Origin of the sequence: Eubacterium limosum, from assembly GCF_000807675.2 — a bacterium.
GTDB classification, from domain to species: Bacteria; Bacillota; Clostridia; order Eubacteriales; family Eubacteriaceae; genus Eubacterium; species Eubacterium limosum.
In genome coordinates this window covers 1459105-1472208 of the sequence record NZ_CP019962.1, presented here as the reverse complement: position 1 = coordinate 1472208, position 13104 = coordinate 1459105, and the positions used below count along the sequence as shown (strand labels likewise).

At 51.6% G+C, this 13104-nt stretch carries 13 protein-coding genes and 1 riboswitch; of the genes, 8 read left to right on the top strand and 5 right to left on the bottom strand.

From position 1 onward, the window contains the following. Positions 1–182: 182 nt before the first annotated feature. The 3 genes from B2M23_RS06840 (at position 183) to crcB (ending at position 1915) form a co-directional block, all read left to right on the top strand. Positions 183–1043 (top strand): hypothetical protein, encoded by an 861-nt coding sequence (locus B2M23_RS06840; protein WP_146209134.1) that lies wholly within the window; start codon positions 183–185, stop codon positions 1041–1043. A 99-nt stretch (positions 1044–1142) separates the two neighbouring features. Then, positions 1143–1379, top strand: a complete 237-nt coding sequence (locus B2M23_RS06835; protein WP_038353700.1) for a (4Fe-4S)-binding protein — start codon at positions 1143–1145, stop codon at positions 1377–1379. Positions 1380–1428: 49 nt separating this feature from the next. Next, positions 1429–1487, top strand: a riboswitch (Fluoride riboswitch). A 44-nt stretch (positions 1488–1531) separates the two neighbouring features. After that, the gene (crcB, locus tag B2M23_RS06830) at positions 1532–1915 is read left to right on the top strand and encodes a fluoride efflux transporter CrcB (RefSeq protein WP_038353701.1); all 384 of its coding nucleotides are present in this window, start codon (positions 1532–1534) and stop codon (positions 1913–1915) included. 84 nt (positions 1916–1999) lie between these two features. Here crcB and B2M23_RS06825 read toward each other — a convergent pair whose 3' ends face one another. After that, positions 2000–2842 carry a MerR family transcriptional regulator gene (locus B2M23_RS06825; protein WP_038353702.1) on the bottom strand — a complete coding sequence of 281 codons (843 nt, stop codon included), beginning with the start codon at positions 2840–2842 and terminating at the stop codon, positions 2000–2002. Between the two features lie 117 nt (positions 2843–2959). On the opposite strand from B2M23_RS06825, the gene B2M23_RS06820 reads away from it, so the two are divergent. Both B2M23_RS06820 and B2M23_RS06815 read left to right on the top strand, forming a co-directional pair. Next, the gene (locus B2M23_RS06820; RefSeq protein ID WP_038353703.1) at positions 2960–4687 is read left to right on the top strand and encodes an ABC transporter ATP-binding protein; all 1728 of its coding nucleotides are present in this window, start codon (positions 2960–2962) and stop codon (positions 4685–4687) included. Continuing rightward, on the top strand, positions 4684–6522 hold the full coding sequence (locus B2M23_RS06815) for an ABC transporter ATP-binding protein (RefSeq protein WP_038353704.1): 1839 nt from the start codon (positions 4684–4686) through the stop codon (positions 6520–6522). The genes B2M23_RS06820 and B2M23_RS06815 overlap by 4 nt, the downstream gene beginning before the upstream one ends. A 113-nt stretch (positions 6523–6635) precedes the next feature. Here the strand turns inward: B2M23_RS06815 and B2M23_RS06810 are convergent, their stop codons facing one another. Both B2M23_RS06810 and B2M23_RS06805 read right to left on the bottom strand, forming a co-directional pair. Next, complete coding sequence (locus B2M23_RS06810; RefSeq protein WP_038353705.1) at positions 6636–7205, bottom strand: TMEM175 family protein; 570 nt, start codon at positions 7203–7205, stop codon at positions 6636–6638. Between the two features lie 55 nt (positions 7206–7260). Then, positions 7261–7770, bottom strand: a complete 510-nt coding sequence (locus B2M23_RS06805; protein ID WP_038353706.1) for a hypothetical protein — start codon at positions 7768–7770, stop codon at positions 7261–7263. Positions 7771–8032: 262 nt separating this feature from the next. Between B2M23_RS06805 and B2M23_RS06800 the strand changes: the two genes are divergently transcribed. From B2M23_RS06800 to B2M23_RS06790, 3 genes are all read left to right on the top strand, one after another. Continuing rightward, complete coding sequence (locus B2M23_RS06800; RefSeq protein WP_052237430.1) at positions 8033–8950, top strand: bifunctional enoyl-CoA hydratase/phosphate acetyltransferase; 918 nt, start codon at positions 8033–8035, stop codon at positions 8948–8950. A 320-nt stretch (positions 8951–9270) separates the two neighbouring features. After that, the gene (locus tag B2M23_RS06795; protein WP_038353707.1) at positions 9271–10509 is read left to right on the top strand and encodes a hypothetical protein; all 1239 of its coding nucleotides are present in this window, start codon (positions 9271–9273) and stop codon (positions 10507–10509) included. Positions 10510–11046: 537 nt separating this feature from the next. Further along, entirely contained in the window at positions 11047–12417 is a 1371-nt protein-coding gene (locus tag B2M23_RS06790; protein WP_038353708.1) for a glycoside hydrolase family 3 protein, read from the top strand. A gap of 129 nt (positions 12418–12546) precedes the next feature. On the opposite strand, the gene B2M23_RS06785 is transcribed toward B2M23_RS06790, so the two are convergent. Together B2M23_RS06785 and B2M23_RS21125 are read right to left on the bottom strand one after the other, a co-directional pair. Then, a complete protein-coding gene (locus tag B2M23_RS06785; RefSeq protein ID WP_038353709.1) occupies positions 12547–12903 on the bottom strand; it encodes a hypothetical protein in 357 nt (118 codons plus the stop codon). After that, entirely contained in the window at positions 12903–13079 is a 177-nt protein-coding gene (locus B2M23_RS21125) for a hypothetical protein (RefSeq protein ID WP_167617806.1), read from the bottom strand. Before B2M23_RS21125 ends, B2M23_RS06785 begins: the two co-directional genes overlap by 1 nt. Between the last annotated feature and the right edge of the window lie 25 nt (positions 13080–13104).

The following is a 13104-nucleotide window of genomic DNA, read 5'->3' as shown; positions in this document are numbered from 1 at the left end:
TGGCCGTTCACCTCAACGCCTAGACCTTTTTTCTTATCTGGATAAAAGGCGTAGTCTCGGTCTGTGCCACTTTTTTGACACGCTAGGATGGGTAAGCACCCATCTTTTTTTATTTCCAATTGAAAATCGGCACAAGTTCTGATAAGATTAAAGATACCCACAACATTTAGGAGTAAATGCTGATGAAACCACTAAAACTATGGAAACGAATGGCGCTTCGCGGTAAAGTACTCACCATTATTTTACTGCTTCTGCTGATTTCTGTGATTGCCGGGATCGGCGCCGCTGTTTATCATATACCGCTGTTGGTTCAAAACCGGGCGGTTCAGTCTGTCAACGCACTTTTCACTGAAAACGATGCAGGGCTGGCCGAAGGCGTTGCGCAGAATACCGGCCAGATCTCTGACAGCATTAAAAAAGCCAATCAGGTCAAGGACGAGGCCATGCGCAGCTTTCTGCTGCAGCGCACCTCCACTGCCCAGAAAATGGCCGATGCCATCAATGGGGTTTCTGCCCTTTATCAGACAAAGGAAGACGGGTCCCGCGTGGTCGTGAGGACCATACAGCCGTTCCAGATTGACAATATCAATAAAAATCTGGCCGAGCTGGACGCCATGGGAAAAACAGATTTCACGGCAGCGGTCCGGCAGGATTTTGCCGACGCTCAAAACCAGTACAATATTTACAAGCAGATCAACGATCTGCTCAACGCCCAGTTTACAGACGGGTCGGCCCGAAACGCGCTTTCTGAGGACGCCTCCTCGGATGCCTGCGACGAGGCTCAGGAGCTGGTGGCTCAGCTTGAAAACCCCGATACCCAGACGGATATGAATTTTGCGATCAGCCAGGTGAGAAAAAAGGTTGAGGAGCAGGAAGCCGCCCAGGAGGCCGCCCGCATCGCTGAAGAAGAAGCCCGCGAGGCCGAACGAAAGGCTGAGGAGGAGGCTAAAAAAGCCGAGGAAGAAGCGAAAAAGAAAAGTAATCCTGCCGATCAGATCAAGGACGCCATCAATTCGGTCATAAAACCCAATAAAACAGAATAATCAGAACCTCCCATATGGGAGGTTCTTTTTGTTTAAGGCGGCTAAAAATGGATATATTAAACAAGAATCTTTTTAAATCCAATAAAGGAGTGAATAACTTTGACTGAAAAAGAACTGATTGAAAAAGGCTATAAAAAATACACCGGCAAGGATATTGACGTTTTCTATAATAAAGACATGTGCTGCCACTCAGGTAATTGTACCCACGGCAACGGAGAGGTATTCAAGGTCTGCCGCAGGCCCTGGATTCTGCCCGACAACGCCCCAGCCGAGGAGGTAAAGTCTGTTGTTGAAGCCTGTCCCAGCGGCGCCTTACAATATATTATGAAAAAATAAATTTCTGAAATTGTTCTCATCTTTACACGGACAGCGCGTTCCGTTATAATGGTCTCAGGGCGATGGAGTTCGCCTAAACCGCATAATGCTGATGACTCCTGTTTCTTACGGAAGCAGGAGCTTTTTAATTTTTTGACAAGGAGTGTAACAGCATGTTTGAAGTTTTATCTGTAGGCGTGGGCGGCTTTGTAGGCGCCGCGCTCCGCTATCTTATCTCCAGCGGTATTGCCCGCTTTATGGACAGCCGGCTGCCTCTCGGAACCCTGTGCGTAAATGTGTTCGGAGGCCTGCTCATGGGCTTTATTATGCAGTGGAGCCTCCAGAGCGCCGGCCTCTCGCCCAGGATGCGTCTCTTTCTGACCACTGGTCTTTTAGGCGGCTTTACCACCTTCTCGACCTTCAGCTACGAGACCATGAGCCTGATCGGCGAGGGTGCCTGGATAACCGCAGCGGCCAATGCCGGGCTCAACCTGATTCTGAGCCTTGCCGGCGTCATCGCCGGACAGCTGCTGGCAAAAACAGTCCTTGCCTCTTAACCCGAGTTCAGGGACTGCACAAATTTTTTTCTTTTAAAAAAACATCCTCAAAAGACTCAAAAGGCCCGGGAATTTCCCGGGTCCTTATTTTTTATCTTCCTCCGGCGGCTTTTCTACCTTTACAGATACCTTAAACAGATAATCATCCGGGTTCCGGACAGCGATCTCATCCAATATGGATTCCCGGTAGCCGCAGCCGTCAATGGCCAGGCTATTTTCCTCAATATAAGCATTGATCCGCTCATACAGCTCATCAACGCTGTCATAATTTCCGTAGATGTAGCCCACTGCGTAATAGCCCGCAGGCTTGAGGCCAATGTGCGGCAGCGCCATGGGTTCATCCAGCCTTGCAAAATACCAGGTCGGGAAATGCCATTCACCCTTCAGCAGGCTCTCCATGGACACAATATCCCCCACCGGATAGCCATAGCTGATGTTGTAGAGCGCGCAGTACTCATAGAACTCCTGGATAACATCCCAGATCGACTCATCATCGACGTTTGAGATGTCCGGGCTGATAAAAATACGCTCAGCCGGCATATATTCTACGGAGATCCGTTCCGTGTCAATGGTACTGCTGGCGCGGGTCATCTCGATTCTGGACCCCATCATATCGCTGATCCTCTTGAGGCTGCGGATCTCCGCGTCAATCTTGGCCTTTCGCTCCTCAAAGAGCGCCACCAGCCTTTCAGGGGTTCTCTCATCCAGATAAATCTTGATCGCTTTTAAGGGCGTCCCAATTTCTTTCAGGGCATAAATCGCACTGATAACATCCAGCTGCGGATAAGAATAATAGCGGTATCCGCTTTCAGTATCCACTGCCTCGGGACAGAAAAGGCCGATTTTATCATAGTATATCAGTGTTTTTCGGCTGACACCTGCAAGCTTTCCAAATTCGCTGATGGTCAGCATTCCCTTGTTTTCCATGCTTTAGCCTTCCTTAAACCTAATTTTTTTCATCTTTCTGCTTGACTGTACAGTTACTCTACAGTTTATAGTAACATACATCAAACCGGAGTACAATACCTATGGGAAGGAGATAAAATGACTCGATTATTCAAATTTATAATTCCATATCGTAAAACACTCATCCTTGTCGTTGTGCTGTTGTTTCTGCAGACACTGGGAACCCTCTATATCCCCACCCTCACGGCAGATATCGTCAACAACGGTATCGTCTATGGGGATATCCCCTATATCATCAGAACCGGCGGCATCATGCTGCTTTTTGCCGTATTGACCGGGGTCTTTGCTATCTTAGGCACCTGGTTCTCGGCCATTCTCTCGTCCGGCACCGGGCGGGATATCCGAAACGCGCTGTTCAGAAAGGCCCAGCGCTTCTCCATCAACGATTTTAACAGCATAGGCACCGCGTCCATGATCACACGCAACACCAGTGACGTCAATCAGATTCAGCAGGCTCTGATCATGGTGCTTCAGATGATGCTGCCTGCCCCGATCATGGCCATCGCAGGCCTGATCCTGGCCTTTTCCAAAAATGCCTTTATGGGCGGCATTATCGTAGTGACCATGGCCTTGTTCATGATTCTGGCGGTCATCATTGAGCGCAAGACCATGCCCCTGTTCGGCCTCCTGCAGACCGGAATGGATAAGATCAACCGCTTTATGCGGGAGTACATTACCGGGGTTCGGGTGATCCGCGCCTTCAACCGGACCGATTTTGAGCGCAGGCGTGTCAACACCTCCTTTGAGGATTACGCACAGACCGCAATCCGCATCAACAAAATCTTCGCTGTTGCCATGCCTCTGGTCCTGATGCTCTTAAACCTCTGTACCCTGGCCATCATCTGGTTCGGAGGCATACAGATCGGACAGGGCGCCATGGAAATCGGCGATATTATGGCCGTGATCGAATACGCCATGCTTATCCTGTTTTACCTGGTCATGGCTGTGATGGTCTTTACCATGATCCCGAGGGCTGAAGCCTGCGCAAAGCGTATCTCTGAAGTTCTGGATCTCGATCCTGAGATCGCTGACGCTCCGGCCGAGCTGACCGCCATGCTTTCTGAAGAAAAGCTGGCTTTCCACCATGTGACCTTTTGCTATCAGGGCGCGGAGGAGCCTGTCTTAAGTGATCTGAATTTCAGCTGCAGGGCTGGGGAAACCACTGCGATCATCGGCGGCACCGGCTCGGGTAAATCAACCATCGCCAGCCTGATCCCCCGTTTCTATGATATCCAGGCCGGCACCATCGCCATCGACGGGGTAGATATTAAAACCCTGTCCCAGAAAGCCCTCCGGGATAAGATCGGCTTTGTCCCCCAAAAGGCCTTTCTATTCTCCGGCACCATTGCCGACAACCTGCGCTACGGGAAAGAAGACGCCACCATGGATGAACTGCGCCGGGCAGCCCGTATCGCCCAGGCTGACGCCTTTATCGGCGATTTGAAGTACGGCTACGAGACACGTGTGGCCCAGGGAGGCAACAACTTCTCCGGCGGGCAGAAGCAAAGACTCGCCATTGCCCGGGCTCTCGTAAAAAAAGCGGATGTCTATATCTTTGACGATAGCTTTTCCGCGCTGGATTTTAAGACTGACGCCAACCTCCGTGCCGCTTTAAAGGCCGAAGTGCACGGCGCTGCCATCATTGTGGTGGCACAACGGGTCAGCTCCATTGTGGACGCAGACCAGATTATTGTGCTGGACAACGGCATCATTGCCGGAAAGGGCACCCACCGCGAGCTGCTCGAAAACTGTCCGGTCTACCGTGAAATCGCGGAATCACAGTTAAGTAAGGAGGAATTAGCATGAGTGAACATCAGGAAACCGAAGTCCTCTCCTTTGATGGCGGCATGTCTGCCGAGAAGGCGCGCTATGCCGGAAAGACAGCCAAACGGCTTTTTTCAAAGCTCCTGGAACAAAAGGGAAAGCTGATCATTGTCATTATCTCTGTCATTTTCAGCTGTACTTTTACCCTGGCTGCCCCTATGGTAATCGGCCAGGCCATCAACCAGATTTTTGACAGCGTCCGGCACGCCGTTGAAACCGGCACCACTTTCACCATTAATTTTGGCGCCATGGGCCAGATACTGGGGCTGCTGCTGGGCTTATATGTTCTCAGCGCTGCCTTTAATTATCTGCAGCAATACCTTATGGCCAGCGTATCCCAGAAGCTGACCCTGACTCTGCGGGAGTCCCTGAGCGCCAAGCTTGCGCGGATGCCCCTGAAATATTTTGACAACCATAAAAAAGGCGATATCCTGAGCCGTACCACCAACGACCTTGAAAAAGTCGCGGACACGCTCCAGGAGGGGCTGATGCAGTTTATCATCACAGTGGTCACCATTATCGGCGCGGTGATCCTGATGCTGTCCATCAGTCCGTTGCTGACGCTGATCGCCTTTGTGATGATCATTATCGGTATGGTCATTACCGCTCTGGTGGCCCGCCGCAGCCAGCACTGCTTTGCCCGAAACCAGAAAACCCTCGGCGAATTAAACGGCCATATCGAGGAATTCTTCACAGGACAGGTGGTCATTAAGGCCTTTAACCGCGAGGACGCCTCCACCCAAACCGTTGAGGAGGTCAATGAGCGCCTCTACACAGCCAGCCGCAATGCCCAGTTCATCACCTTCGCGGTCAACCCGCTGATCCGCCTCATGAACCAGATCGGCTATGTGCTGATCGCGGTCCTCGGCGCGTTCTTCGTCATCCAGGGACGGCTGTCCCTTGGGGTTATCCAGGCTTTCTTCCAGTATGTCAACCAGGCCTCTGAGCCGATTACCGAGGCAGCTTATATCTTTAACTCCATGCAGGCTGCCATCGCCTCGGCCGAACGTGTCTTTGAGGTGCTGGATGAGGAGGATGAGGTGCCCGACATCTCTCCGGCTAAATCACTCACCGATCCCAAAGGCGATGTCCAGTTTGAACATGTCCGTTTTGGCTACAGCCCAAACCGTCTGCTGATGAAGGATATCAGCATTGATGTAAAGGCCGGGGAAAAGATTGCGGTTGTCGGCCCGACCGGCGCGGGCAAAACCACGCTGATCAATCTGCTCATGCGCTTTTACGAGCTGGACGGCGGCCGCATCCTGATCGACGGCATTGACATCCGCGATCTGCGCCGGGGCGACCTGCGTTCACAGTTTGGCATGGTGCTCCAGGATACCTGGCTTTTTGGCGGGACCCTCGAGGATAATATCGCCTACGGGCGGGGCGCCGCCACCAAAGAGGAGATTGTGAGCGCTGCCAGGGCCGCCAGGGCAGACCACTTTATCCGCACCCTGCCAAATGGCTACCAGACCATCCTGAACGATGAAGCCTCGAATATCTCACAGGGGCAAAAGCAGCTGCTGACCATCGCCCGGGCCATTCTGGCGGACCCGGCCATCTTGATCCTGGATGAGGCGACCTCCAGCGTCGATACGCGGACCGAGCTCGAAATCCAGAAGGCCATGGACCACCTGATGAAAGGGCGCACCAGCTTTGTCATCGCCCACCGCCTGTCCACCATCATCGACGCTGACCACATTCTTGTGATGCAGAACGGGACCATCGTGGAACAGGGCACTCACCAGGGGCTTCTTTCAAAAAACGGCTTTTACGCCGACCTGTACAACAGCCAGTTCACCGTCAGGGCGTCCTAACGCTCAGACAAAAGCTGACTGCTGAAATTTATTAACACACCGCCCCTTATGCTCAAAAGACTCAAAACCCTGCTGTTTAAGGTTTTGAGTCTTTTGAGGACAGGCTTTCTGTTTTAAAAAAACTTTTCCACCCGCCGGTTGGGAATAAACCAGATAAAAATAACCACATAGCAGCCCACAAGGGTGAGCACAGGATTGATAAAGGCAAGCCCCAATGAGATGACGTTGATCACCAGGGTGATCGGGACCTTCCGGTCATGCTCGATGGCCTTGTAGACCGCTGAGTCCACGCCGCCTGCCGCTGCCAGGATATGGTTCAGGAGAAAATAGGAAATACTGACGAGCATAAAAAGCACGCCGTAGGTGATCTCCGGCGCAAAGCCGCCCATAAAGGTCCCCACCCAGTTGGTGGCTGCTGGAATCAGGGACAGGAAAAAGAGCCAGAAGGAGTTGGCCCACATGACTTTTCCATTGATCTTCTCTGCGAGCTGGAACATATGGTGATGATTGTTCCAGTAAACCGTAAAGAGCAGAAAGCTGAGGATATAGGCAAAAAGCTGCTCCTTTATTTTAAAAAGCGCCTCAAAGGTAGGCTCATCCGGAATTTTTATTCCCAAGATTAAAATTGTCATTAAAATGGCCAGCACCGCGTCGGTGTAGGCTTCTAAACGTCCTTTTTGCATGCGTTTCTCCTTAATCGTATTGATTAAGGATTACCCAAATTTTAAAAATTGAACCTCAGGACACCGCCTGGCAGACGCCCTCCAGCGCCTTCAGATCCTTAACGCCGACATTCTCAGGACAATAGACCGAATAGGCAAAATCATCTGGTGTTACCCAGCAGGCCAGCGCCTCGCCCGCATCCTTGTTGACTGGGGTAAAGTAGACGTCAATGGTGCCTGTATTGGTGAGAATATCCCCTTTCTGCAGGAACACCGCCTGATCGCTGAAGCTTGTGTAGACCCCGCTGATATCCGCAGACCGTGAATAATGGGCCTTTCTGACAATATAAGTCCGGTTGTCGCGGATGAACTGCACCTGAGCCACTGCCCCGTCCACCACCGAGTAACGGGCAGCTCCCATATTTTCCGGCAGGCTGTCAAAGGTAAAATCCAGGCCGCCTTCATTTTGGAACGCCTCCGCGTTTGCCAGCTTTTCAGTATGCGGGTCACTCTGCTCTGACGGGCCGCAGGCCGACAGGGTAAAAATCAGGACCACTAGCATGAACAGACAACAAAATTTTTTCATCTTACTGCTTCCTTTTTCCTGTTTCAGGATTAAAATTTCTTTTCTCTCATCATAACAGCCCCTAATCAGGCTGTCAATGAAAGCCTTTAAAATTTTGCCTCTTTAAGGAACAATTTTTTACCTTTTCTCGTTTATAATGGTTATATTTTACTCCTGAACACAATTTTCTATCCTTTCTTTTCCTTGTTGGCTGAGTGTTAGAACAGTATAATTATATTGTATACTAGTTATAAGAGGTTATTTTAGAAAGCGAGGGGACAATATGTACCATTTCAAGGAAATGCGTGACCAGCTGATCAAACAGGCCCAGACCAAAAAAGCCGTTGTGGCCGTTGCCGCTGCCGGCGACCTGCCTGTTTTACAGACGGTTAAAATGATGAATGACTATGGCTTCGGAACCGCCATTCTGGTGGGCGACGCGGCCAAAATCGAGTATTTTGCCAAGGAAACCGGATGCAATCTGGAAGAAAACACAGTGGTTGACATAAAGGACGAAAACCAGGCAGCCAACGTGGCAGTCGGGCTGGCCCGCAACGACGCGGCCGACATTGTCATGAAAGGCCTGCTCCAGACCAAAACCTACCTGAAAGCCATTCTGAACAAGGAGCACGGACTGCGGACCGGCAAACTCTTAAATGCCGTTACCGCCTTTGAAGCCACCGCGCTGGGCCGGGTTTTCCTGGCAACAGACTGCGGCATGATCGTGTCCCCTACCCTTGAGGATAAAGTCGAGATGATTGGCAACGCCACCACCCTGGCCAATGCCCTGGGCTGTGAGATGCCGAAAATTTCCTGCCTGAGCGCCGTTGAAACCGTCAACGCCAACATGCCTGATGGCTATGACGCGGCAGTGCTCTCAAAGATGAATGAACGCGGCCAGATCAAGGGCTGTATCATCGACGGCCCCCTGTCCATGGACCTTTCCATCTCCGAAATGTCCGTTGAGCACAAGGGCATCACAAGCCCTGTGGCCGGCAAGGCCGACGTACTGCTCATGCCCAACCTCCAGGCAGGCAACATCTTCTGGAAGACCATGACCTATCTGGCAGGCGCCAAGAGCGGCGCAGTTGTCATGGGCACCGCAAAACCCGCCGTCCTGACCTCCCGCGCCGACACGGCCGAGGCCAAGCTCAACAGCGTCGCCATGGCACTGCTTCTGGCCGCCCATCAGAAACGCTGAGGTTCAGCTTAAACCATTCGATAAAAAGCATTTCTCCAAAACGGGAAGTGCTTTTTCTTTACCCTGTGTCTGTCTTTAATGTTAAAAACAACTTTTCCTTTTATGTTTTCGCTATACAAACAGAGTTGCCTTGCTTTGCAAACTCTCGCTAAAAGTATGAGATTTGCCTTTTCTTTTTAATCGTCCCACCATTTCATTTTAGTGAATTTTCTCCTTAAAAGTTGCTTTAAACCTTTACTTCCTGCGTTACATCCAAAAAAATGATGGGTAAGTAATAATTGAATTCATTTTAAATAATCACCAGAAAAGGAGTTTTCTTTATGAGTAGCTTTAACCCATTTGACGAAAAAGGTATTCCTGTTGAAAAGCAGGCCGAAGACTGGAAGAAACTGACACCGATTCCCTACGCAAAAGATCAGATTGACCCCTACACCAAGACGCGTATCATCCTGATGAACGGAATCGAAGTGGAGGCAGCTCTGTTTGCCCACCAGTTCCACCGCAACTGCACGGATAACGATCTGCGCCGGGAACTGGCCATGACACGCCGTATTGAACAGCAGCAGCAGAAAATGATCAACTGGCTGCCGCCGGCTGATGAATCTGTTCTGGAAATGGCCATCGGCTATGAACAGCTGGCCGTTGACCTGACCGCCTGGCTGGCGCAGAATGAACCGGACGACTATGTGAAGCAGGCCATGGACTTTGCCCTGCTGGAAGATTTTGACCACCTGTACCGCTATGCCGACCTGCTGGAAATGGACAAGGGCATCAAGGCCGAGGAGCTGGTCGGAGGCTATACCGAAATCATGCCTGGCCGCCCCACCATCGCCCATCACAGACATCCCTTTGACACCGTCAACCGCCCCATCGACTCCAAGACCGCCGACATTCAGACCAAGCTCAACACCATGATCATCGTCGCCGGCGAACAGCAGACCATGAACTTTTACATGAACGTGGGCAACCGTTATCCGGACGGTCTGGGCCGCAGCCTCTACCTTGAAATCGGTATGGTTGAAGAACAGCATGTCACCCACTACGGCGGCCTGCTGGACCCCAACTGTACCTGGCTGGAAAATCTGCTGCTTCACGACTATGTTGAAGCCTATCTGTACTACTCCTTCTACCGTGAAGAAAAGAATGAGATCATCAAGCTGTTGTGGGAAGAACAGCTTCAGAAGGAAATCGGCCATTTACACAAGGCCGCCGAGCTTCTGAAAAAATATGAAAAGAAAGAATGGAACGAGGTCGTCGACGGGCACTTCCCGAAGCTTCTGCACCTGACCTCCAATAAAGAATACGTCCGCGACGTCCTCGCCAAACAGGCGAACCTGGGTAAAAAGGGCGAAGATTATGAAGACAGCAGCAAACTGCCCAAGGATTACCGCTTCTTTAAATACCAGGAAATGGTCAACGGCGACTATGTGCCGTCCCATGAAGTCATTGAAAAATACATTGACAAAAACGGCGAGGATTACCGCTATGAAGACAAGGAATCCCCCGTAAAAGCACTCCGCGACCGAAAACATGACAACACCGAAGTGGGCCGCGGATAGGATTACCTCCTGCTGAAACATCTCCTAAAAGCGAAGGCCCCCGCAAAGCTGTGCGGAGGCCTTCTTTAATCGCAGACCATTTTTACAAGAAGTGTTAAAACGTTATAAAACTCAAGAGACGAAGCCTTTTACCTAAGAAAAAAAAGCGTCCTGCGGGAACCAGAGAACCCAAATCTTTGATTCGCGTGCCCCGAAGGGGTATGGTGTGAATCGGTTTCGCAGATGTTATCGGTTTGTTTCGTATGAAATACGAATCATAACAAACCGTGGATCATCTGTTTTCCTTGACGTGACCAGGTCCCTCTTAGGGTGCTACCGCTTCGCAGTAGCACTGAGAGCGCTGGTCGCTCTTGCTCCCAGCTTGCGCCTGGACCTTTTTTCTTATCTGGATAAAAGGCACAGTCTTGGGCGGCGCCACTTTTATTTTTACAGCAACCGTACCCACCTTACCAAAATAAAGACCCCCATTTCAACGAGAATATGGTACAATAGACCCGTCCCTGAAACAGGGGGTAAATTTTGCAGAAGGAAACATTCATGAAACGACTTTTAACACTCTTTTTAATCATATCCGCCTCCGGGCTCCTGATCACAGGCTGCTCGCCGGCCCTCACCCTGTCCCAGCTCTTTTCCCCAGTCACCTTTACAGGCTATGTGCTGAAAAGCGATGACGCCACCCTCACCCTCCTTTACCGGGCTGAGGACGCCCAGGAGCCTGTGACTAGCGTTTTTGACCTTACCGGGCTCCCGCAGGACCGCCTGCCCGAAACTGGCGCAGAGGTCAAAATCACGTTAAAAACCGGCACCGATCCCGAGAGCCTCCAGGCCGGGGACACCCCTCTCCCCGCCAGAAAGCTGGAAGTCCTGACGACTTCAGACGCGGCGGAGAAAGCCTTTTACAGCCTGCGGGCAGATAAGCTCCTGGCCGGCATGAGCCTTGAGGAAAAGGTGGGGCAGATGTTCTTTGCCCGCTATTCTGGCCCTGCCGCCCCCGAGGACGAAAAAACCTGGCAGTTTGGGGGCACCATCCTTTTCGGGCGCGACTTTAAGGATAAAAACCCCGACCAAATCCGGGCTGAAATCAACGCCTGCCAGGACGCGGCGAAGATTCCCATGCTGGTTGGAGTCGACGAGGAGGGCGGCGACGTGGTGCGTGTCAGCGGTAACCCCGCGCTCCGGGCCGAGATCTTCCCATCTCCCCAGACTCTGCTGCAAAACGGCGGCATGGACGCTGTCACCGCTGACGCTCATGAAAAGGACGCGCTGCTTAAATCCCTGGGCATCAACGTCAATTTCGCCCCGGTCTGTGACATTTCACAGAATCCCGCGGACTACATCTACTCCCGGACCACCGGAAGAGACGCAGCCACCACGGCCGACTACGCAAAAGCCACAGTAAGCGCCATGGACTCAGACGGCATGGGCTCTGTGCTCAAGCATTTTCCAGGCTATGGCCCCGGCGCTGATACCCATAAGGATTTCTCCCGGGACAGCCGCCCCCTTGAGACCTTTGAAGCCCAGGATTTTCTTCCCTTCAAAGCAGGCATCCAGGCCGGCGCAGGCAGTGTTCTGGTCAACCACAATGTGATTGAGGCAATGGACCCGGACCACCCGGCATCCCTGTCCCCAAAAGTACACGAGGTTCTGCGGGACACGCTGAGCTTTGACGGCGTTATCCTCACCGACGACCTGGACATGGAGGCCATCACCAAGGCCTACGGCGCCGATACCGCAGCCGTGCAGGCTGTGGCCGCCGGCAACGACATGATCCTGAGCTCCCGCTATACCATCGAGATCCCAGCGGTGATCGAGGCAGTAAAAAACAAAACCCTCTCCGAAGATCAGATCAATGCCTCCGTCAAACGGGTGCTCGCCTGGAAAATGGATCTGGGCCTCATTGAAAATTAAATCTGTTTTTAGAAACACCCGCTCAAAAGGCTCAAAACCGTATATGATTCTGGTTTTGAGCCTTTTGAGACTGTATTCTCTATATTAAATTTCAAAACAGGCACCCTTTCGGATGCCTGTTTTTATATATTAACGATCGCTGTAATTTTTATGCACCAATGCCTGAACCTTCTTATAAAATGCTTTGTCATCACTCAGGTGCATGATGATATTGCTGAGTTTCAGGATAATTTTGTCGGGAGACACTCTGTTTTCGAGCATTTCAATCGCGACGGATTTCAGTTCCCCGTCGACTTCCCTGAGGGTTTCTGCTCTTTGAATCTGTTCAGCTTCCAGCGCTTTGCTGGCGTTTATGTCCTCGAGAATGTTTTTAACCGTGCTTTGAATTTGATATTTTTGCGGCGAGCAGGCTGCCTCTGCCGTATTGGCCGGGGGCCTGCCGCCCTGTTGGATATCATAAACGGCCAGCGTATCGACATTGTTCATTAAACCGTCACCGCCCTTTCCTCCTGTATAAAGCCCCCCGGTTCTGCCGGTGTGATCACAGGCACGAGGGCATTGTGGTCCTCTTCCCCGGCGGCTTCTGTTTTGAGGAGTTCGGGGTGGATAAAATAACGGATGCTCCGGCGTCCGGTTCCGGCATATTCAGCCGGTACGGGCACCAGATAGTGGTGGGCTGCCAGCAGC

What these genes read in the sequence shown, in the direction of transcription:
- B2M23_RS06795 (WP_038353707.1), top strand. Translation starts at nt 9,271, where the DNA reads ATGAGTAGCTTTAACCCATTTGACGAAAAAGGTATTCCTGTTGAAAAG.
- B2M23_RS06810 (WP_038353705.1), bottom strand. Translation starts at nt 7,205, where the DNA reads ATGCAAAAAGGACGTTTAGAAGCCTACACCGACGCGGTGCTGGCCATT.
- B2M23_RS06805 (WP_038353706.1), bottom strand. Translation starts at nt 7,770, where the DNA reads ATGAAAAAATTTTGTTGTCTGTTCATGCTAGTGGTCCTGATTTTTACC.
- B2M23_RS06800 (WP_052237430.1), top strand. Translation starts at nt 8,033, where the DNA reads ATGTACCATTTCAAGGAAATGCGTGACCAGCTGATCAAACAGGCCCAG.
- crcB (WP_038353701.1), top strand. Translation starts at nt 1,532, where the DNA reads ATGTTTGAAGTTTTATCTGTAGGCGTGGGCGGCTTTGTAGGCGCCGCG.
- B2M23_RS06825 (WP_038353702.1), bottom strand. Translation starts at nt 2,842, where the DNA reads ATGGAAAACAAGGGAATGCTGACCATCAGCGAATTTGGAAAGCTTGCA.
- B2M23_RS06790 (WP_038353708.1), top strand. Translation starts at nt 11,047, where the DNA reads ATGAAACGACTTTTAACACTCTTTTTAATCATATCCGCCTCCGGGCTC.
- B2M23_RS06840 (WP_146209134.1), top strand. Translation starts at nt 183, where the DNA reads ATGAAACCACTAAAACTATGGAAACGAATGGCGCTTCGCGGTAAAGTA.
- B2M23_RS06815 (WP_038353704.1), top strand. Translation starts at nt 4,684, where the DNA reads ATGAGTGAACATCAGGAAACCGAAGTCCTCTCCTTTGATGGCGGCATG.
- B2M23_RS06820 (WP_038353703.1), top strand. Translation starts at nt 2,960, where the DNA reads ATGACTCGATTATTCAAATTTATAATTCCATATCGTAAAACACTCATC.
- B2M23_RS06785 (WP_038353709.1), bottom strand. Translation starts at nt 12,903, where the DNA reads ATGAACAATGTCGATACGCTGGCCGTTTATGATATCCAACAGGGCGGC.